We start from the raw sequence: 26,652 nt of genomic DNA on the forward strand, positions 1-26,652 counted from the left end.
CCCATCCGCCCCAGCGGCTATTTTTGCACTTATCCCGCCACGATATTGGCCCGGCTCTGGCCGGTCCGGTCCTTCTTCACCACGATCTGGCGGTCGATCTTCTCCTTCAGCTCGGCCACATGGGAGATGACGCCCACCAGACGGTTGCCCTGGGTCAGGCCGGCCAGCGTGAGATAGGCCTTGTTCAGGGCCTCCGAGTCCAGAGAGCCGAAGCCCTCGTCCACGAACAGGGTGTCCAGGTGGATGCCGGTGGACATCTGCACCTCGTCCGACAGCCCTAATGCCAGGGCCAGCGACGCCAGAAAGGCCTCGCCGCCGGAGAGGGTGTTCACGCTGCGGCGGGTGGTGTTGATGTGATCCACGATGTCCAGCTCCAGGCCGCTCTGACTGCGCTGGTCGCTGGCGTTTTTCCGCCGCTCCAGATCATACTGCCCGCCGGACATCTTCCGCAGGCGGAGATTGGCCCGGTCTAAAATGCGGTCGAAATAGGCCGCCTGAATATAGGTCTCCAGCATGACCTTGTCCTTGCCGGACAGGGTGCCGTTGGCCGTGTCGGACAGGGCTTTCATCCAGGCATACTGGGCGTCCAGGGCCGACAGGGCCTGCGCCTTCTTTGCGATGCCCTCCCGGGCGGCGGCGTTGGCCGTCAGGCGGGCGTGGACCGTCTTGGACCGGGCATCCAGATCGCCCCGCCGCCGGAGCAGCTCCTCTCTCTGCCGGGTCAGCCCCTCCACGTCCGTCTCCTGGGTCTCCGCCAGCTGTTCTTTCAGCTGCGCTATGGCCGAGCGCACCGCCGCCAGCTGCTCTTTCCCGGCGTTATAGGCCGTCTCCGCTCGGGTCAGGGCGCTTTTCAGATCCTCCAGCTGCTGTCTGCGGGCCTGGATCTCCCGGTTCAAGGTCACCTTGTCGGGATAGACCAGCTTCTCCTCCATGGCGGCCACCTGATCGGCCAGCTCCCGGGCGGCGGCGGTGAGGGCGGCGAGCTGGCTCTGCGCCTGGGTCAGGGCTCCGTCCTCATCGCTCAGAGCCTTCTCCCGGTCGGGGAGGAGCCGGTCCAGCTGAATTTTTCTGGCCGTCTGTTCCTCCAACCGGGCCATCTGCCCCGCCAGAGTCTGCAGCTGGCCGTTCAGCTGCTCCGCCTCCGCCTCTCCGGCGGCGGGCACCTGTTCCAAGGGCATCTCTCCAAACAGGGCGGCGCTCTTCTCCCGGAAGGCGCTTTCCGCCGCCGCGACAGACCCCCGCTGGGCGCTGGCCTGGGCGCTGGTCTTCTCCGTCTGCTTCTGCGCCCCCTCATAGTCCCCCTTGGCCCGCTTCACGTCGGCCTCGGTGGGGGCCTGCTGGGAGATGACAGCCAGGCGGGGGTGATGCACAGAGCCGCACACTGGACAGGGCATATCCGGCTCCAGTCCGGCGGCCAGAATGCCCGCCTGCTCGTCCAGAAAGGCCCGCTGCATCCCGTCGTACTGCCGCCCCAGCTGGTCAGATCGCCGGGCGGCGGCCAGATAGGCCTGCTGCAGGCGCTCCAGCTCCTGCCGTGCCCGGTCCAGCGCCTTCCCGTCCCGCACCAGCAGGAGCACCTGCTCCCGGCGCTGGTTCAGGCGCTGGCGCTGATTTTCCAGCCGCTCCCGATCTGCGTCGGCACCCTCCAGCCCCTTCCGCTCCCGGGTCATGTCCTCCAGCTGTGCGGCCAGGGCAGCCCTGCGCCGTTCCAGGCTCTGCTTGGCCGTTTGGGCCTGGGTCAGACTCTGTTTCTTCTCCTGCAGCGCTCTGCGCTTCTGCTCCAGGGCGTCGTAGTCGGTCTGCACGGCTTCCAGCCCAGCGATCTGGCGGGCGAGCTGCTCCTGTTCCGGTACGGTGGCCCTGGCCTGCTCCGCCGCCGCCGTCAGTTGGGCCAGAACGGCAGTGCGCCGCTGCTCCTCCCCGGTTTTTTCCGCCAAGGACTGCTGCGCCCGCCGGCGGGCCTGGGCCTGGGTCAGCCCGGCCACCACCTGCTCCATCTCCCGGTCGGTCCGGCTGCTTTGGCCGGTCAGCTCCTCCTGCCGGGCCGTGTCCCGGGTCAGCAGCTCCTCCAGCAGACGGCTCACCTCCGCCGTGGGCAGCTCCCCGCTCCGGGCCCGCTCTGCTTCCGCCGCCAGGGGGTCCTCTGGATCCCAGACAATGCTCTCCACAAACTGACGGATGCCTGCGGCCGTCTGATCCCGCCGGAGCTTCACCTGGGCGGTGCGCTCTTTCAGCTCCTCCTGCAGGGACACATACAGCCCCGTACCGAAGATGTCCCGGAAGATCTTCTGCCGCTGCTTGGTGTCCGCCTGGAGCAGCTGGCGGAAGCTGCCCTGGGAGATCATGGCCACCTGGGCAAACTGCTCCCGGGACACGCCGATGACCTCCCGGACGGCTCGGTCCACCTCTTTCCATTTTGTCACCACCCGCCCGTCCGGGTAGGTGAGCTGGGCATCCGCCGCCTGGCGGGTGGTCCCTGCGCCCCGGGTCTTTTTCCGCTGGTACTCCGGGCTGCGGCGGACGGTGTACTCCTTCCCGTCATAGGCGAAGGTCAGCTCCACAAAGGTGGGGGCGTCCAGCCCGGCGTATTTGGAGCGGAGCATGTCCGCACTCCGGTCCCCGCCGCTGGCCTCCCCGAACAGGGCGAAGGTGATGGCGTCGAAGATCGTGGTCTTTCCCGCCCCGGTGTCCCCGGTGATGAGATAGAGTCCCCGCTGTCCAAGCTTTGTAAAGTCTAATTCCTGTACACCGGCATAGGGGCCGAAGCCGGCGATGGTCAATTTCAGCGGTCTCATAGCTCCTCCTCCCGCAGCTTCTTGATGAGCGTCTGGGTAAAGTCCCGCTGTTCCTTGCTCATGGGCTGGTTGTTCTGGGTCTCATACAGCGCTTCAAACAGCTCCAGCGGCGATTTTCGCTGTACGCTCTGTGCCCGGTCCACGCTCCGGCTGGTCCGGGTGCGGGTGTTGTCATAGCTGAGCTTTAAGAGGTTGGGGTAGATCTGCCGCAGGCGGCCCAATGCCTCGGGCACGTCCTCCTCGTCGGTGAGGATGATATGGAGATAGTCCTCCCGCTCCCCGGCGGTCTCCTTCCCCTCTCCGGTAAGCTGGGCGAAGGTCCCCCGCATGACCCGCATGTCGTGCCGGGGCAGGAGCGGGACGGTGTGCAGCTTCAGCTCCCCCTTCTCCCCCAGCTCCGCCACGGTGACGCTCTTGTAGTGCCCCGCCTCGGAGAAGCTGTATTTCAGGGGGGTGCCGCAGTAGCGGATGCGGCCGGAGCCCACGTTCTGGGGCCCGTGGAGGTGCCCCAGGGCCACATAGTCAAAGCCGTTGAACACAGCGGCATCCACGTTGTCCGTGCCGCCCACGGAGAGCTCCTCCGACTCGCAGGTGGCCGCCCCGGTGACGAACTGGTGGCACAGCAGCACGTTCCGTCGGCCGGGGTCGATGTCCATGTGGGCGATGGCCGTCTCCACGGCGTCGGTGCAGCTGTCGATGGTCTCCTCCGGGTAAAAGCGCCGCACATGGGCGGGCTTTAAAAAGGGCAGCAGCCAGAAGTCCACCGGGCCGTGTTCATCCGTCAGGGTGACGGGCGTGATATTCCCGTTGTACACGGGGGACAGATGCACCCCCGCCCCCTCCATCAGCCGGGCGCCGAAGGCCAGCCGCTCCGGGGAGTCGTGGTTGCCGCTGATGACCAGCACGGGTAGCTTCCGCCGGGCCAGACGGCAGAGAAAGCCGTCAAACAGGGTCACCGCCTCGGCAGAGGGCACGCTTTTGTCATACACGTCCCCGGCGATGAGCAGGGCATCCGGCCCCTCTCCGTCCACGATGTCCAATATCCGGTCCAGGATATAGGCCTGGTCCTCCAGCATAGAGACCTCGCCGACCCGCTTGCCCAGGTGCAGGTCGGATAAATGGATGAGCTTCATGTCTTGTTGCCTCCTTGCTGCGGCCTATCCCCTGCGCCGCAGGCTGTACGCCCGTCGGCCTCTGCGCGCTCTTCCGGTGGTGCAAAGACAATTTGGGCGAAAAAATCATAAACCGTTAAAAATACGGCGGTATCCCCGCTTCTGAATCTTGTAACCCAGTTTATCACAGCGCAATACCCTCGTCAAACCTGCCAGGCAGAGATCCAGCTGCCGTTTCACATTTCCTTGAATTTTCCCCCTGCGATGTTATAATACTTTTATCAATCATTCGGAGGGCTGGTGCAGACCCTTACCGATGCACCCACCCGCAGGTGGGCCAGCTGCTGGTGGATCGGGCCGGATGATCCGGGACGCTGCTGCTTTAGGAGGTTTTTCCATGAACATCAAGACGATCACCCTGGCTGTGGGGGATATTGTCCCCGCCCTGGGACAGGGCACCTGGTATCTGGGGGACGACCCGGCAAGGCGGGCGCAGGAGGTCTCTGCCCTGCGCACCGGCATGGGCGCAGGCATGCGCCTGATCGATACGGCGGAGATGTACGGCGACGGGCGCAGCGAAAAGCTGGTGGGCGAGGCCATCGCCGCAGCGCCCCGGGAGGAGCTGTTCCTGGTGTCCAAGGTCCTGCCGGAGAACGCCGGAGAAAACCACATCTTCCAGTGCTGCGACGCCACCATGAATCGCATGGGCGTGGACTACCTGGACCTGTACCTTCTCCACTGGCGGGGCAGCGTGCCCCTGGCAGAGACGGTCCGGTGTCTGGAGCAGCTGAAGGAACTGGGCAAGATCAAAAACTGGGGCGTGTCCAACTTCGATATCGGCGACATGGAGGAGCTGTGGCGCATCCCCGGCGGCCGGAACTGCCAGGTGAACCAGGTGCTCTATCACATGGGCTCCCGGGGCATCGAATATAGCCTGCTGCCCTGGATGCGGGAGCACCGGGTGGCCCTGATGGCCTACTGTCCCCTGGCTCAGGGCGGCGCTCTCCGCCGGGGGCTGCTGACCGACCCGGCAGTGCTGGCCGTGGCCGAAAAGCACCGGGCCACCCCCATCCAGGTGCTGCTGGCCTGGTGCATCCGGGACGGGCACACCATCGCCATCCCCCGCACCGGCCACCCGGATCACACCCTGGAAAACGCCGGGGCCAACGCCCTGCTCTTAGACGAGGAGGACCTGGCCCTCATCGACCGGCAATATGCGCCCCCCACCCGCAAAATGCCGCTGGACGAACAGTGATCTCACAACAAAAGCCGCTCCCCGGTCTGTGCCGGAGAGCGGCTTTTCTATCAGGTTATTTTACTTTACAGCTGCAGCAGTATCTCGCTCAACCGCTTGCCAGCCGAGCCGCCGAAGTCCTCCGCCCGGCGGATGCGCAGGAAGGCCGAGCCATAGATCATCCGCTCGTTTTCCAGCTCGTCGTCATCCCCCAGGAAGACGCCCAGCACATAGGCCCCGGCCCTGCGGAGCTTGCGCACCTGAAAACAGGTGTCCCGCACGGCCTCCTCCCCCACATACTTTTTGGGCTTACCTGCCCGGACCCGCCCGCTGACCATGTCGTTGGGCAGGCCGTCGCTGAAGGCGATGACGATCTTGTGGTCCTCCCGCCGCCGCATCAGGTCCACCCCGGCAGCGGCCAGCGCCAGACCGTCCCGGTTGTTGGACGTGGCCCGGTACTCCAGTATCCTCCGGTCCGCCGCCGGGCTGTCGTCATAGTCCCGGAAGCGGCGCAGCACCGTGTGGTCCCCATAGGTGCAGTAGCTCATCACCCGGTGGGGGATATGGATGGCGCTGAGGGCGGCGCTGAACATATAGCTCTGCATGGCCACCATGGCCTGACGGACGGACTGGGAGCCGCTGGCGTCGATGAGCAGCTCCACCACCACGGTGGAGTCGTCCTGGCGAAAAACCTTCTCGAACAGCTTGGGGTCTTTGCATCGCCCCGCCTTCCACAGGTCCCGGCTCACCAGTACGCCCCGGTCGGCCCGATAGACCTCCGGCTCGTTTTTCAGGTTCAGGGCGTTGCGGAAGGCCTGGGCAATGCTGCTGATGCCCTGATGGACGGCGCTGGCGTGCTCCTCCATCATCTTCTGATTCCCCGCCCGGCTGGCCCGCAGGTTCTCCGCCCGGGCGGACACCCCCTCATAGGCGCTCTCGGGCAGGCCGTCGGTGAGGAGCAGCCTTCGGTTTTCGTGGATGTCTACGCACACCGTCCGCTCCAGCTCCTCCCGGGCCTGGGCCGTCTGATAGCTGGGGCCGAAGTTTTTCTCCAGGCTCTCCGGGATGGCCGCCAGAGCGTCCTCCGGCAGCTCGATGCCGTCGGTGAGTACGGCCCCCGCCTTCTCATAGCTCAGCTCCGCCTGGGCGGGGTCGGGCTCCGGGGGCTCCCCCTCGTCCAGGGGCTGGGCCATGGGGTCGGGGGTCTCGTGGTTGTCCGGCACCGGGTCCTTGTCGTGGTCGGGGGCAAAAAAGCGGGTGAATATCTTGTGATACAGCAGCACTGCCTGCTCCACCAGGTCCCGGGCATTTTCACACCGGGCGCTGGCCTCCACCAGCTGGACAAACAGCTCCACCATGGTGTCAAAGCCGCTGAGGTGGCGGAGAATACGCAGGCTCTCCGGGTCCGCCGCCTGGGGGAACTGCCGGACCATCCAATAGATATACATCCAGTTCCGGGAGGTGACCCGCAGATTCAGGGGGTCGGTCTCCAGCAGCTCCCGGGCGGCCTGCTGGGCCATGGTCTGGATGCCGGGGCGCTCCTCCCGGATGCGCAGCCGCACGGCATATTCCAGACACATATGGGCGATAGGCAGCAGCAGTTCCATGTCATAGGCGGCAAAGCGATACCGCCGCAGCCACAGATTCAGCTCGTCCAGCCCGAACACTTTATCCGCACCGCCCAAGACCACGCCCTCATAGGCCGCCGCCATACCGCCCAGTTGACGCACCGGCTCCCCCATGGTCTTTACAAATTCCGGGATGGGCCGCTGGCTGTGGTCCTCTGACACCGTCAGAAACAGGCTTTCCTCTCTGTCAATGCTCACGATGCACTCCCGTCACGCAAATCTGGTCATGACCACGTCCTGGACCAGCTGATGCTCATACTCGTCAAAGCACTTGTTGGTGATGCCCAGGGCGATGGCGTCCTTGGCCGCCATGCCGTCGGCCATCATGCGCAGGGCGGCCACCATGCCCCGCATATCCACAGGCCGGGTGGAGATCTCCCCGTTCACCGCCTTCTCGTTCAGATCCAGGAACAGGCCCACGCAGCGCTTCACGTCCTCCTCCGAGGCCCCGGGGGCGTCGGCCAACAGCAGGCGGCGCAGCTGCCCCTCCTCCAGGGTGGGCATACGGATGACCACAAAGCGGGAGACCAGGGCCTCGTTCAGCTCCCGGGTGCCCGCATAGCCATAGTTCATGGTGGCGATAAACCGGGTGGCCGGGTGCATGGGGATGGGCTGATAGCCGGGCACGTCGATGAGACGGCGATAGTCCAGCACCGAGTGCATCACGGCCATGGCCTCGTTTTTTGCCATGTTGATCTCGTCCAGGATGCAGAAGCCGCCCTCCTGGGCCGCCTGGGCCACCGGGCCCCGGCGCAGCCGCACCTCGCCGCCGGTAAACGTATCCGTGCCGATCAGGGTGCTGCTGTCCGTGTTCACATGGAAGGAGATGTTATAGCTGGGCCGTCCGAACAGCCAGGCCAGATTGTCCGCCAGAATATTCTTGCCCGTGGCCTTCTCGCCGCACAGCAGGACGTTTTCCCCCTGTAAAAGGGCGGACACGGCCAGGTTCAGGATCTCCTCGCCGATAAACTCCACCGGCGGCTTGGAAATGCGCCCCTGGGCCGCCGGGTCCACAGGATAGCGCGCCTTGAATCGTTCCAGTTCTGTCTTTAATTCTTCTCTCATAACGCACTCCGTCTCTGCCCTGTCAAGGCAGCTGTTTTGCAAGTTCGATTATACCTTTGGGGCAAATGGTTGTCAATGGCGCAGAAAATATGCCCTCCCCTCTTGACAATTATCTTCTACGTCTGTAGAATATAATCAAACTACAACTGTAGAAGATATTCACAGAAGGGAGGATAGCGCTATGACCCGTGACGTGAAACGCCTGCCGGATGCGGAGCTGGCGGTGATGCAGGCCCTTTGGGCCTGTGAGGCTCCGGCGGGACGGAGCGACCTGGAGGGCGTTTTGCAGAGCACCCACCCCATGGCCGCCACCACCCTGCTCACCCTGCTGTCCCGGCTGGGGGACAAGGGCTTTGTCCGCAGCGAGAAGGTCGGGCGCAGCGCCCGATACACCCCCCTGGTCTCTCAGGAGGACTATCTGGCCGGGCAGAGCCGCCGGTTTTTGGACCAGCTGTGCGGCGGCAGCCTGTCCACCTTTGCCAACGCCCTGTGCAGCAGCGGGCTCACCCGCCGGGAGCTGGATGAGCTGCGCGACCTGTTGAATGGAGGGAAGTTATGAGCCTCACCGATAACCACAGCTTTCGCCTTTTCACTTTCGTGTTTCTCAGCCTGTTTGTGGGCTTTCTTTTGCTCTACCGGTGCAATGACGACGGGCCCCGCTCCCGCCAGGACTCCACCCACCGCTATCAGCCGCTGATGAACGCCGATCTGCTGCCCCTTATGGTCTTCTTTTTGCTGCCCCTGGGGCTGCTGTTCGTGGGGCCGGGCCGCATGGCACAGCTTGCGCTGTCCGTGCTCTTCCAGTGCTTTCTTCACCTGGCCGTATACTATGCCCTGCTCCTGCCCCTCACGCCCCTGCTCCGCCGGTTCATCAGCGCCCGGGGCTGCGCCATGCTGTGGCTCCTCCCCAATTTTCTCTATCTGTGCTTCAATTCCGGTCTGATGCCCGACGCCCCCGCTTTCGTCCTGCGCACCCGGGGAAACTGGATCTGGCTGGTCCTGGGGCTGTGGCTGGTGGGGACCATTTCCGTGTTCGGGTGGAACACCCTGTCCCACCTGCGCTTCCGGCGGCAGCTGCTGGAAGGAGCATGGCCCATCACGGACGAGGAAGTCTTGGACATCTGGCAGGAGGAGATGGACCAGGCCCAGATGGAGCCTCTCTCCTGCCCCCTGGTGATCTCCCCCCACACCTCCACCCCCCTGACGGTTGGCCTGTTCCGCTGGACCTTGCAGGTGGTGCTGCCCCTGCGGGCCTATACCCCCGACGAGCTGCACCTGGTCTTCCGCCACGAGATCGTCCATATCTGCCGCCGGGACAGCTGGAACAAGTTCTTTCTCATGTTCTGCACCGCCCTGTGCTGGTTCGACCCCCTCATGTGGATGGCCATGCGCCGCAGCGCCGAGGACACGGAGCTCAGCTGTGACGAGACCGTCCTCCTGGACGCGGACGAGGCCACCCGGCGGCAGTATGCCCAGCTGCTGCTCACCACCGCCGGGGACGGACGGGGATACACCACCTGTCTCTCCCCCGTAGCCGCCTCCCTGCGCTATCGCCTGCGCAGCGTGGTCGCCCCCCGCCGCCGGGTGGCGGGCGGCATTCTGGTGGGGCTGACCCTGTTTCTCCTTATGTCCTCCTTCGGCTATGTGGCCCTGTCCTTTGACGAGCGCCCGGGGGCTGAAGTTCTCTTCGGCGGCGACCCGGCGGGCTATACCCTCCACTCCGTCCGGCGGGACGGGGAGCTGCTGGACTGCTCTGACCCGGAGGCCCTGATGGACTACCTCTCCGCCCTGCCCCTGGCCCACCTCACCGGGGACTATGACTATGAGGACCAGGACCAGGCCACCTATGTGCTCTACTTTGACGCCCCCAAAGAAGTGACCAGGAACCTGTGCGTGGTTCTCTCCGGCCGGCAGTGCAAGATGGACCCCTCCAATGGCCGCGCCTTCCAGCCCTACTATCTGCCGGAGGGTGTGGATATTGAACAGCTGGATAGTCTGTTGACGTCTTAAATAAATATCTTTACAAAATGGCATCTGCAGACCGATATTCCGTCTGCGGATGCCATCTTCCATTCTTATTCCTTTCCCCGATATCCATATCGCTCTGCATTTCCCAGCAAATACAGAAAGGCAAAAGCCGGAATGCGGATCAGTTCTTTTCCATTTGGCGCATGATGTGTTCCGTAATCATCTGGCCGCTTTGTCACAATGATGGCGGCGCTGGCCTCGTCACTCAGGGTACAAATCGCAGAGTCGTCTGGAATGGGAGCCTGTTCCCGGTATTTCACTTCGATCAGAATGTTCTTGATGTTTGGGTAGTCCACCACCACATCAATTTCTTTATTCTTGCGTCCGCCCCGGTAATACCCTACCCTGGTCGCCTGTTGATAATAAAACGCCGCGACGTGCTTATAGACGGCCGTTTCTACCATTTTTCCAAGCTCAATGGGGTTTGTCAGCACGTCATCATCCATCAAAACGGCATTTCGGATCGCCGCATCCGCAATATAGATTTTCGGCTGAGCCTTCAGCACCTTGCGTCCGCCCATCTCCACCGGCCAGCTCTGATAGATCAAATTTGCGCTCTCCAAATAATTGATATAGCTCTCCACCGTCGGCCTGCTGACGCCGCTCAGTTCCTTTGCTATGGCTGTGAAGGAAACGATCTCAGAAGAGACATTGCAGAGGTATAAGAATATCCGCTCCAGCTCTGTCGCGCTGCGTATTTTGTAAAGAGAAGGCAGGTCCCGCTTCAGAACCTTATCTACCACATCCTCCCGCATGATCTGCTGGGCCATCAGGTCGTTCGAAGCCAGCGCCAATTCAGGGAAACCGCCCACTTGCAGATAGCGGGAAAAGTGGTTCTGTATTCCGTCCAGCTTCATCATCACACTGGTGCGCTCCTGCTGCGTCATTTTCAAGAACGCGGTGGGCCGTATATCCGGGCCAAGCTCCGGGGTGTCGACGCCAATCAGCGCGCAATATTCAAAAAAGGACAAGGTCGGGACCTGGATAACGCTCCACCGCCCCGCGCCGCTCTCTGTGCTTCCCTTTATCAGCGCCGGACTGGCCGACCCCGTTGCGACCATCTGCGTGGATGGCTGCAAATCATAAATCGTTTTCATCCACTTGTCCCACTCGCTGGCATACTGCACTTCGTCGAAGAAGTAATAGCAGTCTTTATCTGCCCACACGTTGGCGTGGTAGCAATCCAGAATATCATCCAGGCCGCTGAGCTTGAGCATGGGGTGGTCCAGGGAAATGAACACGATGCGCTGTGGCGGCACCCCTCGCTTCAACAGGGTGTCGATCATCTGATATTGAATGGTGGTCTTTCCCACACGCCGGGTCCCAGTCAGGACGACTGTTCGCCGCAGATCCCGCTGCTCCAGGCGTTTCATCGCTTCATAATAGGCAAAACGGCGATAGTGCTTTGTAAAGTCAGGGTGGACCGCGCCTGTGACCCACCAGGGATTAAACGCCTTTAAAACCTTTAATATCTGCGTCTGCGTCGCAATGGCCATCTCCATCACCTCGTCAATATTTTATTGCCTATTTTCCATTTTGTCAATATGATATTAAAGTATACTTATATTATTTGCTTCATGATATGATATTTTCGTAAAATAAAGCACACGCGCATACCGTTTTCGATATGCGCGTGTGCTGTTTCATCAGAACTTAACCCGCCACAAAGCGGATGACCATGCCGTTTTCTTTGCAGAAGGTCTGGAAGCGCTCGGTGCTGTTCTCGCCGCCGAACTCCTCCAGCAGCAGCTCGCCCAGGTCCTTGTCCAGGCCGTGCTTCCGGCGCAGCTGGACCAGCAGGTGCCGTCCGGCCTCCTCGCCCAGGTTGCAGCGGAAGGAATAGGGGTCCTTGCCGTGGGCGCTCTGGCTGGCGGGGCCCCGGTCCTCGCCCACAAAGACCACGCTGTCGTCGGTCAGGCGAATGGCCCGGCTGCCCGCCTCGGATGCAAACAGGCCGTACTCCCCGTCCTCCAGATCCCGGTCGATCTGCTTCCAGAAGGGGGCGCTCCACCGGTCCTCCAGGCGCTCGGCCTCCTTCCGGGGCATGGCCCGGACCTGCTGGGGCATATCCTCCCGCATGGGCACCCACTGGGGGTCGCCCTTGGTCAGCACGGTGCGGCTTCCGTCTGCGCCCATCTGATACAGGTGCTGCTCGCCCTCGTCCATGGCATAATTGACGAACAGGTCCTTCACCAGGCCGTTCATCTCCTGATAGGCGTTGGCCGTCTCGGTGTGGCCCTTCATGGGGGCCAGAGCGGCCAGCAGGCGGCCATAGTACCAGGCCTGCATGGCCTTGGGGGCGTTAAAGCGCTGCCACAGCTTGTCCCCCACCTTCCGGCGGTCATTGTACATGCTGTGCAGGTTGGCCAGCTTGTCGGCCAGGATCAGCTTCTTCTCCCGCAGCCCGGCATCCGTGGCCTGGGCAATGGCCTGGAGCTTGCGCTGATACCACACCCGGCGTTTGTCCTCGGTGTGGGCGTTGACCAGAGCCGCCACATCCACGCCGAACTGCTCATAGACATCCAGCAGCGTAGCCTGGGTATCCTCCAGCACGTCGTGGAGGGCTCCGGCGGCCAGCAGATCGAAATCGGCATCCATGCCGTCCAGGGCGGCCACCGTGGCCACCGGGTGGAGAATATAGGGCTGATCCGTCCCCTTGCGGCTGGCTCCGCTGTGGCAGGCGGCGGCAAACCGGATGGCCCGCTCCACCACGTCCGCCTGACCCTGCTGCCCGGCCTGGGCCTTCCACTCCTCCTGGCTGCCGTTCCAGGTGGACTGATACCGGGCGGTGGTCTCCTGGTCAAAGCAGGCGAACAGGATGCGCATGCCATACTTGGGGTTGATCTGCATCCAGTCGAAGGCGGTTTTCAGGGCGATCCGGGTGGCCTCCTCCTTGGGATAGCCATAGGCCCCGGTGGAGATGGCGGGGAAGGCGATGCTGTGCAGGCCGTTCTGCCGGGCCAGCTCCAGGCTGTTCCAATAGCACCGGCGCAGCAGGACGGCGTCCTCCTCCTTGCCGGAGTAGACGGGGCCCACGGTGTGGATGACGTGCTTGGCCTTTAAGTGATACCCCCCTGTGAGCTTGGCCTGGCCGGTGGGGCAGCCGTTCAGCTTGCGGCACTCCTCCAGCAGCTCATGCCCGGCGGCACGGTGGATGGCCCCGTCTACGCCGCCCCCGCCCAGCAGGGTCTCGTTGGCGGCGTTGACGATGCAGTCGGTCTCCGCCTGGGTGATGTCCATGGTGGCAAAGCCCACGGTGTTCTCCCCGGGCTGGGGCAGGTCCTTGATGAAAATGCCCTGGATCAGGGGCTTGGACAGGAAAAAGGACTGGCCCCAGGGGTTGAGCAGGATACCCGCGACCTGGGGGTTCATCAGGGCCTTCTGCAGATAGGTGTCGATGGCCTCGGTGACGGTGGAGCTGCGCTGGCCCTTGTCCGCCTCCTCCGGGCTGGTAAAGGCGGCGTATACCATGGCACCGCTTTTCAGATTCAGGGTGCGGATCTTGCACTGGAAGTTGGCCGGGAAGGGGACAGTGTCCCCGGTCTTGGTGCCCTCGGACACCAGCTTGTCCGCCGCCTCCTTGGGGATCTCCACCGGCACGGTGATCCGGTCTCCCCGGGCCATGGCGTTCTGAACGGCCTCCAGCACGCCGGCGGCCAGCTTCTCCTTGGGCTGCTCCTTGTTGTCGTACACCTGGGAGACGGCCTGCTCCACGCCCTCCATGGCCTGGGTCCGCTCCTGGCGGTTGATGTGAATGATAAAGTCTTGGTCCATTGGGTTTTTCCTCCTTCAATGGGTCCTCCGCCGGGGCGGATGATCGTTGGGTCCCCGGGGGGACAGTATCAGTTTACCAGATACAAAAGAAAAAATCTACTGCTTCCGGCGAAAGGATTCCATAAAGTATAAAAAACATCGCCCCCACCCGCCAAACCGAGGCCCGGGGAAGCGGGTCAGCTTTGGAGAAAGATGGGACCATGCGGCACACAGAATATACATACTGACCAAAGGACCCTTGTCAGGGGGCCGCCACTTATGATATGATAACGGCAAAGGCAGGAGGTGCAATCCAATGAGCAGAGAGACAGAAAAGATCATGAAGGAGCTGCAGCAGTTCCTTGCGCTCCACGGCGATGAGGCCACAGACGAGGAAAGCGTGGACCGTTTGACGCGCCAGTTCCTTTTGGAATGCAGCAGCTATCCTCACAGCCGCAAGGACGCGGCTCCAGAAACTGCAGACGACTATTTAGACCTTGCGGAACAGGCATCCTCAAAGAAAAAACGTCTGGAATATCTCCGTAAAGCATTGGAACTGGAACCGGAACATGTGGATGCACAGCTGGAGATGATCGTCCACACCATGGAGAAAACGCCAGAGGAGCAGCTCCCGGCGCTCCAAAAGCTCATGGCGGCAGCAGCCGAGCCGCTGGAACAGGAGGGCTGTTTCAAGAGAGATATGGGTGACTTCTGGGCTGTCCTCGAAACCAGGCCGTATATGCGCGTCCGCCATACCTACTTCGATGCGCTGATCTCCTGCGGCATGATCCACTGTGCCATCAATGAGGGCGAGGAGCTTCTGAAGCTGTGTGAGAACGACAATCTGGGCGTTCGCTATCAGTTGATGCACCTGTACGCCTGTACGGAAGACGAGCTGCACGCGCTGGCCCTTCACAAGAGATTTGATTCCTGTGAGGAAACACAGATGCTCCTGCCGCTGGCGGTCCTGTACTATAAACTGAACCAGTTCGACCGTGCGAAAGACTATCTCAAGCGGCTGGCCGCAGTGAACAAGGATACGAAAAAGTTTTTCCGGGCCGCCGCAGGCGACCGGTTGGAGGAGTTCTTCATGGATATGAGCCCCTATGGATACCGGCCCTTTACCATCGATGAACTGCTGGAGGACCTGCTGCTATCTCCCTACCTGTTTGCGTCGGTTCCGCACTTTTTCCAGTGGGCCAGCAGCTGCCTGCGCACACAGACAACCTCCCGAAAAAGAAAGCAGCCCTGACACGCAGCATGATAAGCCATAAGAAAAGAGCCGCGCCAGTCAGCTGGTCATCCTCTGCCATACACGCCCGCAATAGGACGAGTCCCGCCGCCGCTGTCAGAGTCATCATGAATCTTGCGCCGCGTTTCGGTGGTGTGGGTGTAGCGGTCGTACTGCTTCGTCAGCGTCAGGCCGCCTGCGGCGACATACTCGTTGGCCTCCACCTTCTTATGGACGGTCTGCATCTTCCACTTCAGCATGAGGCATTTATAAAACAACAGGCACTCTGCCCCCAAAGAAGCAGAGTGCCTGTTGTTGTTTTTTGATTTCCTGACTTTTTTATGCCGCACGGTCCAGCGGATTTGTGCGGTATCCCTCCATAAGGCTGTCGTTTTCCATGATGAATGGGCGCGTCGTGTCCTGACTCCAAGCGGTATCATACTGTTCCATCAGATAGTCGCTCAGTTCCGTCCTGTTCTGAAGCTTCACCAGCCGATACGGCTCCTGAAAGGCCACCTTTTCCATAAACCAGAGGCCGCCGTCCTCTGCCGGCAGCAGCACGCCCACATGCCCGATGAACAGCGTGTTGTCTGTGTCCGAGAACCGGTCATGGAGGACGACAGAGATCAGACGGGCGGTGCTCTCCTCAAAAGAAATGCCGCGCTCCGACCAGCCCGCCTGAAGGGCTTTGACCTGTTTCTCCGTCTCTGTGCTGTCTGCGGCGGTCACCGGTGCGAACAACGCGCAGAATTTGGACGTGCTGTCCCCGCAGAGGACATCGGGATCCGCGGCCAGTGTCTCCAGGTCCAGAAAGAGGGTGTCCTCGCCCTGCGTCTCCGGCTGGTCCGCTCCGGCAGTGACAAATTCGCTGAACAGGCCGAATGCCGTGATACGGCAGTTATAGCCGGGGAAGCTCCCGTTTTTCTCTGTCCACAGGTCCTGCATCTCGTAGGGGTCATACTTGGTATCCGTCGGCGCGGTGTGCTCAAAGCCCCCCGTCAGCCATTCGCCCTTGACGCTGGCATTGAACCGGTCCACACGGTCCAGGAGACTGCTGATCCTGTTCTCCCCTATCCCGGCATCCGCAAGCGATTTGGAGAGCAGGCTTTGGGTGTCCGCATCTGTCAGATTGGAGTACGCCGCCGTCTCCAGCGGCGGCTGGACGGCGTTCGGCTCCGCGGGTCCGCCGCAGCCCGAGAGGGCTGTGAGCATGAGGCCGCCTGTCAAAAGCATTGGCAGAAGCCTTCTTTTCAGCGCTGTCATTGATGCTTCCCCCTTCCTGCGGGAGGGACCCGCGCGCTGCCCGTGTTCCGACACGGTACATGCGTTGGCAGAAAGGATCCATCCCGAGCCATGGTACCTCCTCCGCAGAGGCACCGTTAGGTTGTGCTTGTCCGGCTTATGATATGCGAAAGCGCCCCGTCCGGCTAAGAAGCCACGCCGCAAGGCGGGGATTCGTGCCAAAAGGGGCTCACGCTTCGCTGTGCCGATGAAAAAGACGCAATCAGTGAATTCCGACTTTTTGAAAAAAATCGGAGCAAGCGATATGAAGCTTGCTCCGACGTGGTGCCGGTGACCGGACTCGAACCGGTACGGTGTCGCCACCGGTGGATTTTGAGTCCACTACGTCTACCAATTCCATCACACCGGCAAAACTAAAGTTATTATATCTGATTGCGGACACATTTGCAAGAGGGAATTTTCTGCATACAACTACTCTCAAGTGCAGTCTCGAAACTTTCTTTTTTTCGAGTGCCTACCCTATGGGTAAGCATATCAGATAACTATCCAGAAAAGCTTTCATTGCTCCAATATTTCGATATTCTCTAACGCAAAATCAATACACATCTGTATCAATTCATTTCTTGTGCGCCCTGTCTGTTTTGCTACATCATCGAGCCTTTCAATCATAGTATCCGGTAATCTAGCGGACACGACTGAGGTCTTCCCGAAAGCCGGTTTACGTGGGCGGACTACAAATTTATTTTCCATATCTATCACCTTGTATTGATATTACCCTAACATTTGTAATTTTAATATACTACAAGTGTTTACATTTTGTAATTTTTATGGTAATGTAAAGATACCGAGCACAACAGCAATGATATTTCAGGAGGAAAAGTATTATGAAAAAGAGGTTTGTAAAACGTTTCTCGGGCACCATGACCAAATTTGCTGAAGATGAACTCAACAAATATCTGGATGCCAATCCCAGCTATCGCATTATGTGCATGACTTATGCCAACCATAGTGCACTCTATTCCGGCATAATCGTATATTTTGAAGAAATTGAATAATTTGAATCGGAGGATATGACCATGAAGAAAGTCGCCATTCCTATTTTGGCCATTTTAATTGTTATCTCTCTTTTCGTCGCAACCGATAAAGACAATAGGCCAGCAACATCAAATAGCTATAATTACACAAATAGTACAAAAAAAGATTCTACTTACTCTCAGACTTCTGAAATAACCACACCCTCTTCAAACAATAATTCTACCAGCAATAGCTTCTCCTCAAATAACAACAAAAACGCCACGATTGGAGAAACGAATGCTCTTGCGTCCGCAAAAATCTATTTGAATTCTATGGCTTTTTCATATTCTGGCTTGATTGAACAATTAGAATTTGAAGGATACACTAATAGCGATGCTACATACGCCGCTAATAACTGTGGAGCAGATTGGTATGAACAGGCCGCGTTGTCCGCAAAAACGTACCTGAATGTTATGCCGTTCTCTCGTGATGGGTTAATTGAACAACTGCAATATGAGGGGTTCACTTACGAACAAGCGGCTTACGGTGCTGAGCAAAACGGATATTAAGTTTTACCTTTGATCCTAACTAGTATCCAAATAATTCCACTCCGCTAACATTTATTGAAAGGAAAGCCGCTCTCCCGGCTTTCCTTTTCCTTCTTTTTCGGTTATAATAGGCCCATATATACATTGCTCCGCCGGATGCCCGGGCGGGGCTTGGTTTGCTTTACGCGGAAAGGACATGTGAGGATGGAAGGATTTGACCGCAACTTTGGCTTTGGCTTTATGCGCCTGCCCATGGACGGGGAACAGGTGGACATTCCCCAGACCACCCAGATGGTGGACGAGTATCTGAACGCCGGATTTACTTATTTTGACACCGCCCACGGCTATCTCCAGGGCAAGAGCGAGCAAGTTTTAAAGACCTGTCTCACCAGCCGCTATCCCCGGGAGCGGTTTGTGCTCACCGACAAGCTGACCAACTTTTTCTTTCAGTCGGAGGCGGACATCCGCCCCTTCTTTCAGAGTCAGCTGGAGGCCTGCGGCGTGGACTACTTTGACTTTTATCTCATGCACGCCCAGAGCGAGGAAAAGTTCGCCTATTTCAAAACGCACAGGGCCTATGAGACCGCCTTTGCCCTGAAGGCCGAGGGCAAGATCCGCCATGTGGGCATCTCCTTCCACGACCGGGCGGAGGTATTGGACCGCATCCTGACGGAGTACCCCCAGATCGAGGTGGTGCAGATCCAGTTCAACTATGTGGACTACGATGACCCCGCCGTGCAGAGCCGACTGTGCTACGAGGTCTGCCGCAAGCATAACAAGCCCGTCATCGTCATGGAGCCCGTAAAGGGCGGCAATCTGGTGAACCTGCCCCAGCAGGCCCGGGACGTGCTGGATGCCCTCCACGGCGGCAGTCCCGCCAGCTATGCCATCCGCTTTGCCGCCGGCTTTCCCGGCATCGTCATGGTCCTGTCCGGCATGAGCGATCTGGCGCAGCTGCGGGAAAACGTCAGCCTTATGCAAAACTTCAAGCCCCTGAACGAGCAGGAGCTGGCCGCCATAGCACAGGTGCAGCAGATCTTCCGCAGTATGCATCTGATCCCCTGCACCGCCTGCCGCTACTGCGTGGACGGCTGCCCCCAACGCATCGCCATCCCCGACCTGTTCTCCCTGATGAACACCTGGAAGCTCCACCACAACCACAACGCCGTCTATTACTACGACAGCGTATATACCGCTCCCGGCAGCCGGGCCTCCGACTGCGTCAGGTGCGGCAAATGTGAGGCCGCCTGCCCCCAGCACCTGCCCATCCGGGAGCTGCTGGAACAGGTGGCTGCCGAACTGGAGCAGGAGGACTGACCCGCTCCCCCATCTAACGTCCAAACGGCCCTGACGCATATGGGGGCCGTTTGGATGTTTTTTCTCTTTACTCTCAGGTGGTTTTCCCGTATAATATGGTTGGGTTGGAGAGCGCTTCTCCGGCCCCTTCGCAGACAGGGAAAGGAGGTCCCGGGTCTTTCCCCACGACAGCGCCAGCGCCCGGCTTGGCCGGGACGACGAGGTGAGGGGAGTATCGAACATTCGGCGGATGCCCCTCCACGCCCCTTCGGGCGTGTCACTCAGACCGTAAAATATGCGGGCGACCGCAAAACAAAGCGGCTGAGACCGAAGGACGAGGCACAAATGGCTGCGCATTTGTTCCTCTTGAAGCGCAAAACACCAAATCAGGAGGAAATTTAGAATATGTGTGGAATCGTAGGCTTTATTGGCCGGGAGCAGGCCGCTCCCATTCTGTTGGACGGACTGGCCCGGCTGGAGTACCGCGGGTATGACTCCGCCGGCGTGGCCGTCTATTCCGAGAAAAATCATGCCCTCACCGTGCGCAAGGCCAAGGGCCGGCTGCAGGTGCTGTCTGACCTCATTCAGGGCGGGGCCGCCGTAGACGGCACCGTGGGCATCGGTCACACCCGCTGGGCCACCCACGGGGCCCCCAGCGACGCCAACTCCCACCCCCAGGTCAGCCAGAACGGCAAGATCGCCGTGGTCCACAACGGCATCATCGAAAACTATGTGGAGCTCAAGCAGTTTCTCATCTCCAACGGTGTCACCTTCACCTCTGACACGGATACCGAGGTGGTGGCCCAGCTCATCGAGTATTTCTATCAGGGCGACATTCTGGAGGCCGTGGGCCGGGTCCTGCGCCGCATCGAGGGGGCCTATGCCCTTGGCATCCTGTGCGCCGACTTCCCCGACCAGCTCATCGCCGTGCGCAAGGACAGTCCCCTGATCCTGGGCTATGGCGACGGCTGCAACTTCCTGGCCAGCGATGTCACCGCCATCATCCGCCACACCCGGAAGGTGGGCTATATGGAGGACGGCGAGGTGGCCGTGCTCACCCGGGACGGCATCCAGTGCTACAATCACCTGATGCAGCCCATTGAGAAAAAAATCAGCCAGGTGGACTGGGAGATCGATGCCGCCGAGAAGGGCGGCTATGAGCACTTCATGTTCAAGGAGATCATGGAGCAGCCCGAGGCCCTGCGCCGGTGCATCTTCCCCCGCATCAAGGATAACCAGGTCTATTTTGAGGACTTCGGTCTCAGCGAGGACTATATCCGCTCCATCAGCAAAATTTATATCGTGGCCTGCGGCTCCAGCTACCATGTAGGCATGGTGGGCAAGTATAACATCGAGCGGCTGACCCGCAAGCCGGTGGAGGTGGCCCTGGCCTCCGAATTCCGGTACATGTCCCCCATTGTAGACGAGAACACCCTGGTGGTGGCCATCAGCCAGTCCGGCGAGACCCTGGACACCATGGCCGCCCTGCGGGAGGCCAAGCGCCTGGGGGCCAAGGTCCTGTCCATCGTCAACGTGGTGGGCAGCTCCATCGCCCGGGAGTCTGACGAGGTGCTGTACACCTGGGCCGGGCCGGAGATCGCCGTGGCCACCACCAAGGCATACTCCACCCAGATGGCCGTCATCGACCTGCTGGCCCTGTATTTTGCCCGCATCCTGGGTACGGTGGAGCAGACGGAGTATGAGACCGTCCTCCAGGAGATGCTCCTGCTCCCCGGAAAGATGGAGACCATCCTCAGCCACACCGACACGGTGCAGTATCTGGCCTCCCAGTACTTCAACCACGACTCCGTCTTCTTCATCGGCCGGAACGTGGACTACGCCCTGGGCCTGGAGGGCTCTTTGAAGCTGAAAGAGATCTCCTACATCCACTCCGAGGCCTACGCCTCCGGCGAGCTGAAGCACGGCACCATCAGCCTCATTGAAAACGGCACTCTGGTCGTCGCCCTGGGCACCTACAGCAAGCTCTTCGACAAGGCCATGAGCAACGTGGTGGAGGTCAAGGCCCGGGGTGCCGACGTGCTGGCCCTGACCACCCAGTCCCACCGGGACGAGATGGCCCAGACGGCCAACGCCGTCATGACCATCCCCGACACCCACGACCTGCTCCTCCCCTCCCTGGGCGTGGTCCCCCTGCAGCTGTTCGCCTATTACGTCGCCCTCATGCGGGGCTGCGACATCGACAAGCCCCGCAACCTGGCCAAAAGCGTGACGGTGGAGTAAAAAAATGAAAGCCTTCCCCTCGGGGGAAGGTGGCATGGCGCAGCACCCGCAAGGGGTACGCCGCATTCGTAAGGCAGCAAAGCTGCCAACGACTGCGCAGCCGTGACGGATGAGGGGAACGCCAGAGTGTTTGCCGCAACGACGTTAAAACGGTCATAGCCTTCGCCCCGCAGGGGAGAAGGTGGCATGGCCGCAGGCCATGACGGATGAGGGGGACCACGGGGGTGCACCCGTTATCGAGGGGCCGCTGAGGACAGCGGCCCCTACAAGGGGACATCCGTAGGGGCGGATGTCCCCATCCGCCCGTTCGATGGCCTCCGCACCCACGATACCCACCCTCATCCGGCCCTACGGGCCACCTTCCCCCTGGCAGGGGGAAGGCTATATCTGTTCTGACGCAAGGGTTCCCAACCCTTTGGCGTTCCCCTCATCCGCCCCCTTCGGGGGCACCTTCCCCCAGGGGAAGGCTTGGGACGTGGGGATGATCCGCCCGGGGCCCTCATCGTCGGCGATCCGTGGGGGCCGCTGTCCTCAGCGGCCCGATGGGCCTCCCTATCCCTTTTGTCCCTTCGGGACATTTCCCCTTGACAAGGGGAATCGGCCTCGCAATGACAGGTTTTTTTGACAGTCTTGGCTCCCCCTCTGGGGGAGCTGACAGCGAAGCTGACTGAGAGGGCTTTCTCACACCAATCCCAGCTGCTTTAGCGCAAATATCCACAGGAACAGGGTCAGCGTGCAGATCAGGGAGGTGGTCACCACCATCTGGGCGGTGAATTCGTGGTCGCTGTCATAGGCCAGGGCCATGGGGTAGGCAGTGGAGGCCACGGGGGAGGCGATGCACACCAGCACCACGCCAAGGGCGTCCCCCCGAAAGCCCAGGAGGATGGCGGGGACCAGGGCGCACAATGGGGCCAGCACCAGCCGGACGGCGGAGCAGCGGACGATGGCCGCCAGGTTGTGCCGCATCCCGCCCAGCTTGAGCGAAGCACCCAGGGCCACCAGGGTGGTCACACTGCCTGCATTGCCCACGCTGGACACGGCCTTGACCACGGAGCCGGGCAGGGGGATGTGCAGCCCCAGGCACAGCCCGCCCAGGGCGCAGCCGATGATCAGGGGGTTGCGCAGGATGCTCTTGACGATATGCGCCGGGTCGGCCCGCCTGCCCCGGCAGCTCTCCAGGGTGATGACGGCCAGGGTGTTATAGGTGGGCACCACCAGCCCCACCGCCATGGACATGATGGCCACGCCGCTGCTGCCCATCATGGACTGGGCCAGGGACACGCCCACCACGGCGATGTTGGTGCGGTAGCCGCTTTGGATATAGGCCCCCCGGCGGCGCAGGTCGGGCTCCAGCTTATTGCACACGGCGGTACACAGCAGGAACCACACCACCACCCAGGCCAGCAGATAGACGAAAATGCTGGCGTGGCCCGTGCCGGACAGGTCGGCGCTGTACAGGTTGGAGAACATCAGGCAGGGCAGAAAAGCGTGGAAGCTGATCTGGCTCAGGTGGTGAAAGGCCTCCTCCGGGACGATCTTACTGGCCCGAAGCAAAATGCCCACGCACAGCGTCAAAAACATGGGCGTGACGCAGTTGAGGGCGATGAGAAAGTTTACAAACATAACAGGGCTCCATACAACTCAAATCGATCTCTCTGACAAAGCGAACTGCCGCACGTTTTTTGTGCGGCAGTTCGCTGCTTTCTCCGGGCGCAGGCCCGGTCGTTGTTCTTACAGGATCGCTTTCACCCGCTCCACGGCCTCCTTCGTGGCCTCGGCGTCGCCGAAGGCGGTGAGCCGGGCAAAGCCCTCGCCGCTGGGGCCAAAGCCCACGCCGGGGGTGGTGGCCACGTTGGCCTTGGCCAGCACCAGGTCGAAGAAGTCCCAGGATGGCATCCCGTTGGGGGTCTTGATCCAGATGTAGGGGGCGTTCACGCCGCCGAAGCACTCCAGGCCAGCGGCGGTCAGCCCCTCCCGGATGACCTTGGCGTTGTTCTGGTAATAGGCGATGGACTCCATGATCTGGCGGCGGCCCTCGGGAGTATAGACGGCCTCGGCGCCCCGCTGGACGATGTAGGGCACGCCGTTGAACTTGGTGGTCTGGCGGCGGTTCCACATGGTGTTCAGCTTGGCCCCGTCCCGCTCCAGCTCCATGGGCACCACAGTATAGGCGCAGCGGGTGCCGGTGAAGCCGGCGGTCTTGGAGAAGGACCGGAACTCGATGGCGCAGGTGCGGGCCCCCTCGATCTCGAAGATGGTGTGGGGGATGTCGGGGTCAGAGATAAACGCCTCATAGGCGGAGTCATACAGGATGATGGAGCCGTTCTTGTTGGCATAGTCCACCCACATCTTCAGCTGCTCCCGGGTGGCCATAGAGCCGGTGGGGTTGTTGGGGAAGCAGAGATAGATGATATCCACCTTCTCCTTGGGGGGCTCGGGCATAAAGCCGTTGGACTCCACGCAGGGCATATACACCAGGCGGCTCCACCGGCCCAGCTCGGGCATAAAGTCCCCGGCCCGGCCCGCCATGGCGTTGGTGTCTACATACACGGGATAGACGGGGTCGCACACGGCCACCACGTTGTCCACGTCGAAGATGTCCCCGATGTTGCCGCAGTCGCTCTTGGCGCCGTCGGAGATGAAGATCTCCTGGGGCTGGATGTCCACCCCCCGCTTCTGATAGTCGAACTGGGCGATGGCCTCCCGCAGGAAGGGATAGCCCTGCTCCGGGCCATAGCCATGGAAGCCCGCATAGGTCCCCTGCTCGTCCACCGCCTTGTGCATGGCCTCCACCACAGCGGGGACCAGGGGGCGGGTCACGTCGCCGATGGACAGCTTGATGATCTTGGCCTCAGGATGGGCGGCGGAGTGGGCGGCGATACGCCGGGCCACCTCGGAAAACAGATAGCTGCCGGGCAGCTTTAAATAGTTCTGATTGACTTTTACCATGGTGAACAGCTCCTTACTTCTGGGCGGGCGCGAAATGCGTCATATGTGATTATTATCCTATATCGGCTGTGGGTTGTCAAGAAAAACCGGGCGGACCGGCGGCCTGAAAGCGCCTTCGGTCCGCCCGGAGATTTACATGGCGGTCAGCTGGATGCGGCCGTCCGCTGCGGTGGCCTGCATCTGGCTTACGGGGTGGGCATAGCCCTCGATGAGCCGGACGGCGATGGTATCCTCCAGCTCCTTCTGGATCAGGCGGCGCAGGTTCCGTGCGCCGTATACGGCGGAGTAGGACTTCTCCACCAGATACTCCAGCAGGGCGTCGTCCCAAGAGAAGGCGATCTGCTTCTCCCCCATGGCCTGGGCCAGCTCCCCCAGCATCAGGGCGGCGATGCCCTTGAAGTCCTCCCGGGTGAGCTGGTTGAAGTAGACGATCTCGTCCACCCGGTTGATAAACTCCGGCCGCAGGAAGTCCTGCAGGGCCTTCATGGCCCGGTCCTTTCCCTGCTCGTTGGCGGTGCGGCCAAAGCCCACCGAGCCCACCTTGGTGTTGCTGCCGGCATTGGTGGTCATGACAATGACGGTGTTTTCAAAGTTCACCGTGCGGCCGTGGGAGTCGGTGACCCGGCCGTCGTCCAGCACCTGGAGCAGGATATTCAGCACGTCGGGGTGGGCCTTTTCGATCTCGTCGAACAGGACCACGGAATAGGGCTTTCTGCGGATCTTCTCCGTCAGCTGCCCCGCCTCGTCATAGCCCACATAGCCCGGAGGGGAGCCGATGATGCGGGAGACGGCGTGTTTCTCCATGAACTCGGACATGTCCAGACGGATGAGGGCATCGGGGCTGTCGAACAGGTCGGCGGCCAGCTGCTTCACCAGCTCTGTCTTGCCCACGCCGGTGGAGCCCACAAAGATGAAGGACACGGGCTTGTGCTTGGGGCTGATGCCCACCCGGCCCCGGCGGATGGCGGCGGACACCGCCTCCACGGCCTCGTTCTGGCCGATGACGTGGCCCTCCAGCCTCTGCTCCAGCTGGGCCAGACGCTGATACTCCGTCTCCTGGATGCGGCTGGCGGGGATGTTGGTCCAAAGCTCGATGACGTTGGCCAGATTCTCCTCGGTGAGCTGAGGCTGGGGCTGCTCCTCCAGGCCCTGACGTTCCCCCTCCAGCTTCAGCTGCTGGCTTTTGATCTCGGCCAGGCGGCGATAGGCATCCTCCGTCCCGGCGGCGGACATGACCTCCTGCTCCTTGGCCAGATCGGCCAGCTCCTTGTTGATGGCCGCCACCCGGGCCAGGGCCTGGTTGTGCAGGTTCACATTGGAGCAGGCCTCGTCGATGAGGTCGATGGCCTTGTCGGGCAGATAGCGGTCGGTGATATACCGCTCGCTCATCACCACCGCCCGGCGGCACATCTCCGGGGAGACGGTGACCTGGTGATAGGCTTCGTAATAGGGGGCGATGCCCTCCATGATCTTCACGCTGTCCTCCACGGAGGGCTCCTCCACCATGACTGGCTGGAAGCGCCGCTCCAGGGCGGTGTCCTTTTCAATATGCTTGCGGTACTCGTTCAGGGTAGTGGCGCCGATGACCTGGATCTCCCCCCGGGACAGGGCGGGCTTCAGGATGTTGGCGGCATTCATGGACCCCTCGGCATCTCCGGCCCCCACGATGCTGTGGACCTCGTCGATGACCAGGATGATGTTGCCCAGCTTGCGGATCTCCTCGATCAGGCCCTTCATCCGGCTCTCGAACTGGCCCCGGAACTGGGTACCCGCCACCAGGGCGGTGAGGTCCAGCAGATAGACCTCCTTATCCAGCAGTTTATAGGGCACCTCCCCCTGGGCGATCTTCTGGGCCAGGCCCTCGGCGATGGCCGTTTTGCCCACGCCGGGCTCACCGATGAGACAGGGGTTGTTTTTCTGGCGGCGGTTCAGGATCTGGATGACCCGGTCCAGCTCCCGGTCACGGCCAATGAGCCGGTCCAGCTTGCCCTCCTTCGCCTTGCGGGACAGGGAGATGCAGTAGCTGTCCAAAAACTTCCGCTTGGGGTGCTTGGGGCCGGCCTTTTTGCCCTCCTCGCCCTCCTTCTTGGGGCCGCTCTCGCCGGCGGGCTGCTGGGGGGCGGCTCCGCCGCTGAACAGCTGGTTCAGGAAGGGGAAGGTGGCGGTGCGCCCGTCGTCCTCCTCCCCGTCCCCGTCCTCGCTCTGGGGCTGGTTCATCAGGCCCTCCAGGCCCTCCGCCCCACCGAAGGCAGACATCATCTCTGTGGTCAGGTTGTCCAGGTCCTCGTCGCTGATGCCCATCTTCTTCATCATATCGTCAATGGGCTTGATGCCCAGCTCTCTGGCGCATTTCAGGCACAGACCTTCGTTCTTGGTGGTGCCGTTTTCCATTTTGGTAATAAAGATCACCGCGACATTTTTGCCGCAGCGACTGCACATCATATTCGGCTGCATACACAACATTCCTTTCGGGAAAAGGGGTTTCCAGATGATACTATAGCGCACAATTATGAACG

20 protein-coding genes and 1 tRNA gene are annotated in these 26,652 nt (G+C 61.0%); 8 read left to right on the forward strand and 13 right to left on the reverse strand.

Features of this window, described 5'->3' with window-relative positions:
* Positions 1-29: 29 nt before the first annotated feature.
* A complete protein-coding gene (locus H8S55_RS14365) occupies positions 30-2,795 on the reverse strand; it encodes an AAA family ATPase (RefSeq protein WP_186878721.1) in 2,766 nt (921 codons plus the stop codon).
* Positions 2,792-3,928, reverse strand: a complete 1,137-nt coding sequence (locus H8S55_RS09130) for an exonuclease SbcCD subunit D (RefSeq protein WP_186878722.1) — start codon at positions 3,926-3,928, stop codon at positions 2,792-2,794. The genes H8S55_RS14365 and H8S55_RS09130 overlap by 4 nt, the downstream gene beginning before the upstream one ends.
* A 376-nt stretch (positions 3,929-4,304) precedes the next feature.
* On the opposite strand from H8S55_RS09130, the gene H8S55_RS09135 reads away from it, so the two are divergent.
* Positions 4,305-5,162: an aldo/keto reductase gene (locus H8S55_RS09135; RefSeq protein ID WP_186878723.1), complete on the forward strand. Its 858-nt coding sequence runs from the start codon at positions 4,305-4,307 to the stop codon at positions 5,160-5,162.
* A gap of 65 nt (positions 5,163-5,227) precedes the next feature.
* Here H8S55_RS09135 and H8S55_RS14515 read toward each other — a convergent pair whose 3' ends face one another.
* Positions 5,228-6,967 (reverse strand): cobaltochelatase CobT-related protein, encoded by a 1,740-nt coding sequence (locus H8S55_RS14515; protein WP_186878724.1) that lies wholly within the window; start codon positions 6,965-6,967, stop codon positions 5,228-5,230.
* 12 nt (positions 6,968-6,979) lie between these two features.
* On the reverse strand, positions 6,980-7,834 hold the full coding sequence (locus tag H8S55_RS09145) for an AAA family ATPase (RefSeq protein ID WP_147563055.1): 855 nt from the start codon (positions 7,832-7,834) through the stop codon (positions 6,980-6,982).
* Between the two features lie 181 nt (positions 7,835-8,015).
* Between H8S55_RS09145 and H8S55_RS09150 the strand changes: the two genes are divergently transcribed.
* The gene (locus H8S55_RS09150) at positions 8,016-8,393 is read left to right on the forward strand and encodes a BlaI/MecI/CopY family transcriptional regulator (protein ID WP_186878725.1); all 378 of its coding nucleotides are present in this window, start codon (positions 8,016-8,018) and stop codon (positions 8,391-8,393) included.
* A complete protein-coding gene (locus tag H8S55_RS09155; protein ID WP_186878726.1) occupies positions 8,390-9,844 on the forward strand; it encodes a M56 family metallopeptidase in 1,455 nt (484 codons plus the stop codon). Before H8S55_RS09150 ends, H8S55_RS09155 begins: the two co-directional genes overlap by 4 nt.
* Positions 9,845-9,909: 65 nt before the next feature.
* Here the strand turns inward: H8S55_RS09155 and H8S55_RS09160 are convergent, their stop codons facing one another.
* Entirely contained in the window at positions 9,910-11,358 is a 1,449-nt protein-coding gene (locus H8S55_RS09160) for an ATP-binding protein (RefSeq protein ID WP_186878859.1), read from the reverse strand.
* A gap of 157 nt (positions 11,359-11,515) precedes the next feature.
* Positions 11,516-13,636, reverse strand: coding sequence for an O-acetyl-ADP-ribose deacetylase (locus H8S55_RS14625; RefSeq protein ID WP_186878727.1), 2,121 nt, complete (start codon positions 13,634-13,636; stop codon positions 11,516-11,518).
* 295 nt (positions 13,637-13,931) lie between these two features.
* On the opposite strand from H8S55_RS14625, the gene H8S55_RS09170 reads away from it, so the two are divergent.
* The gene (locus H8S55_RS09170; protein WP_186878728.1) at positions 13,932-14,867 is read left to right on the forward strand and encodes a tetratricopeptide repeat protein; all 936 of its coding nucleotides are present in this window, start codon (positions 13,932-13,934) and stop codon (positions 14,865-14,867) included.
* Positions 14,868-14,914: 47 nt separating this feature from the next.
* On the opposite strand, the gene H8S55_RS09175 is transcribed toward H8S55_RS09170, so the two are convergent.
* From H8S55_RS09175 to H8S55_RS14520, 4 genes are all read right to left on the reverse strand, one after another.
* Positions 14,915-15,124 carry a hypothetical protein gene (locus H8S55_RS09175; RefSeq protein WP_186878729.1) on the reverse strand — a complete coding sequence of 70 codons (210 nt, stop codon included), beginning with the start codon at positions 15,122-15,124 and terminating at the stop codon, positions 14,915-14,917.
* A 61-nt stretch (positions 15,125-15,185) separates the two neighbouring features.
* Positions 15,186-16,079, reverse strand: coding sequence for a DUF4300 family protein (locus H8S55_RS09180; protein WP_243200545.1), 894 nt, complete (start codon positions 16,077-16,079; stop codon positions 15,186-15,188).
* Positions 16,080-16,410: 331 nt separating this feature from the next.
* A tRNA-Leu gene (locus H8S55_RS09185) sits at positions 16,411-16,497 on the reverse strand.
* A gap of 149 nt (positions 16,498-16,646) precedes the next feature.
* Positions 16,647-16,838: a ribbon-helix-helix protein, CopG family gene (locus H8S55_RS14520; RefSeq protein ID WP_186878730.1), complete on the reverse strand. Its 192-nt coding sequence runs from the start codon at positions 16,836-16,838 to the stop codon at positions 16,647-16,649.
* 134 nt (positions 16,839-16,972) lie between these two features.
* On the opposite strand from H8S55_RS14520, the gene H8S55_RS09195 reads away from it, so the two are divergent.
* The 4 genes from H8S55_RS09195 (at position 16,973) to glmS (ending at position 21,187) form a co-directional block, all read left to right on the forward strand.
* On the forward strand, positions 16,973-17,143 hold the full coding sequence (locus tag H8S55_RS09195; RefSeq protein WP_186878731.1) for a hypothetical protein: 171 nt from the start codon (positions 16,973-16,975) through the stop codon (positions 17,141-17,143).
* A gap of 21 nt (positions 17,144-17,164) precedes the next feature.
* Complete coding sequence (locus tag H8S55_RS09200) at positions 17,165-17,671, forward strand: Ltp family lipoprotein (RefSeq protein ID WP_243200546.1); 507 nt, start codon at positions 17,165-17,167, stop codon at positions 17,669-17,671.
* A gap of 183 nt (positions 17,672-17,854) precedes the next feature.
* Entirely contained in the window at positions 17,855-18,967 is a 1,113-nt protein-coding gene (locus H8S55_RS09205) for an aldo/keto reductase (RefSeq protein WP_186878733.1), read from the forward strand.
* Positions 18,968-19,351: 384 nt separating this feature from the next.
* Positions 19,352-21,187 carry a glutamine--fructose-6-phosphate transaminase (isomerizing) gene (gene glmS, locus H8S55_RS09210; protein WP_186878734.1) on the forward strand — a complete coding sequence of 612 codons (1,836 nt, stop codon included), beginning with the start codon at positions 19,352-19,354 and terminating at the stop codon, positions 21,185-21,187.
* A 681-nt stretch (positions 21,188-21,868) separates the two neighbouring features.
* On the opposite strand, the gene H8S55_RS09215 is transcribed toward glmS, so the two are convergent.
* The 3 genes from H8S55_RS09215 to H8S55_RS09225 all read right to left on the reverse strand — a co-directional run bounded on the left by H8S55_RS09215 (position 21,869) and on the right by H8S55_RS09225 (position 26,590).
* The gene (locus tag H8S55_RS09215) at positions 21,869-22,810 is read right to left on the reverse strand and encodes an AEC family transporter (protein WP_186878735.1); all 942 of its coding nucleotides are present in this window, start codon (positions 22,808-22,810) and stop codon (positions 21,869-21,871) included.
* 108 nt (positions 22,811-22,918) lie between these two features.
* On the reverse strand, positions 22,919-24,136 hold the full coding sequence (locus tag H8S55_RS09220) for an LL-diaminopimelate aminotransferase (protein WP_147562908.1): 1,218 nt from the start codon (positions 24,134-24,136) through the stop codon (positions 22,919-22,921).
* 132 nt (positions 24,137-24,268) lie between these two features.
* On the reverse strand, positions 24,269-26,590 hold the full coding sequence (locus H8S55_RS09225) for an ATP-dependent Clp protease ATP-binding subunit (RefSeq protein ID WP_186878736.1): 2,322 nt from the start codon (positions 26,588-26,590) through the stop codon (positions 24,269-24,271).
* Positions 26,591-26,652 lie beyond the last annotated feature (62 nt).

It is taken from the genome of Flintibacter faecis, assembly GCF_014287875.1.
Classification (GTDB): Bacteria; Bacillota; Clostridia; order Oscillospirales; family Oscillospiraceae; genus Lawsonibacter; species Lawsonibacter faecis_A.

Excerpts from the sequence above, each read along its gene's own strand:
- H8S55_RS09145 (WP_147563055.1), bottom strand. The coding sequence starts at position 7,834 with ATGAGAGAAGAATTAAAGACAGAACTGGAACGATTCAAGGCGCGCTAT.
- H8S55_RS09170 (WP_186878728.1), top strand. The coding sequence starts at position 13,932 with ATGAGCAGAGAGACAGAAAAGATCATGAAGGAGCTGCAGCAGTTCCTT.
- H8S55_RS09200 (WP_243200546.1), top strand. The coding sequence starts at position 17,165 with ATGAAGAAAGTCGCCATTCCTATTTTGGCCATTTTAATTGTTATCTCT.
- glmS (WP_186878734.1), top strand. The coding sequence starts at position 19,352 with ATGTGTGGAATCGTAGGCTTTATTGGCCGGGAGCAGGCCGCTCCCATT.
- H8S55_RS09155 (WP_186878726.1), top strand. The coding sequence starts at position 8,390 with ATGAGCCTCACCGATAACCACAGCTTTCGCCTTTTCACTTTCGTGTTT.
- H8S55_RS09220 (WP_147562908.1), bottom strand. The coding sequence starts at position 24,136 with ATGGTAAAAGTCAATCAGAACTATTTAAAGCTGCCCGGCAGCTATCTG.
- H8S55_RS09130 (WP_186878722.1), bottom strand. The coding sequence starts at position 3,928 with ATGAAGCTCATCCATTTATCCGACCTGCACCTGGGCAAGCGGGTCGGC.
- H8S55_RS14365 (WP_186878721.1), bottom strand. The coding sequence starts at position 2,795 with ATGAGACCGCTGAAATTGACCATCGCCGGCTTCGGCCCCTATGCCGGT.
- H8S55_RS14520 (WP_186878730.1), bottom strand. The coding sequence starts at position 16,838 with ATGGAAAATAAATTTGTAGTCCGCCCACGTAAACCGGCTTTCGGGAAG.
- H8S55_RS09195 (WP_186878731.1), top strand. The coding sequence starts at position 16,973 with ATGAAAAAGAGGTTTGTAAAACGTTTCTCGGGCACCATGACCAAATTT.
- H8S55_RS09225 (WP_186878736.1), bottom strand. The coding sequence starts at position 26,590 with ATGCAGCCGAATATGATGTGCAGTCGCTGCGGCAAAAATGTCGCGGTG.
- H8S55_RS09180 (WP_243200545.1), bottom strand. The coding sequence starts at position 16,079 with ATGCTTTTGACAGGCGGCCTCATGCTCACAGCCCTCTCGGGCTGCGGC.
- H8S55_RS09150 (WP_186878725.1), top strand. The coding sequence starts at position 8,016 with ATGACCCGTGACGTGAAACGCCTGCCGGATGCGGAGCTGGCGGTGATG.
- H8S55_RS09135 (WP_186878723.1), top strand. The coding sequence starts at position 4,305 with ATGAACATCAAGACGATCACCCTGGCTGTGGGGGATATTGTCCCCGCC.
- H8S55_RS14625 (WP_186878727.1), bottom strand. The coding sequence starts at position 13,636 with ATGGACCAAGACTTTATCATTCACATCAACCGCCAGGAGCGGACCCAG.
- H8S55_RS09160 (WP_186878859.1), bottom strand. The coding sequence starts at position 11,358 with ATGGCCATTGCGACGCAGACGCAGATATTAAAGGTTTTAAAGGCGTTT.
- H8S55_RS09205 (WP_186878733.1), top strand. The coding sequence starts at position 17,855 with ATGGAAGGATTTGACCGCAACTTTGGCTTTGGCTTTATGCGCCTGCCC.
- H8S55_RS09215 (WP_186878735.1), bottom strand. The coding sequence starts at position 22,810 with ATGTTTGTAAACTTTCTCATCGCCCTCAACTGCGTCACGCCCATGTTT.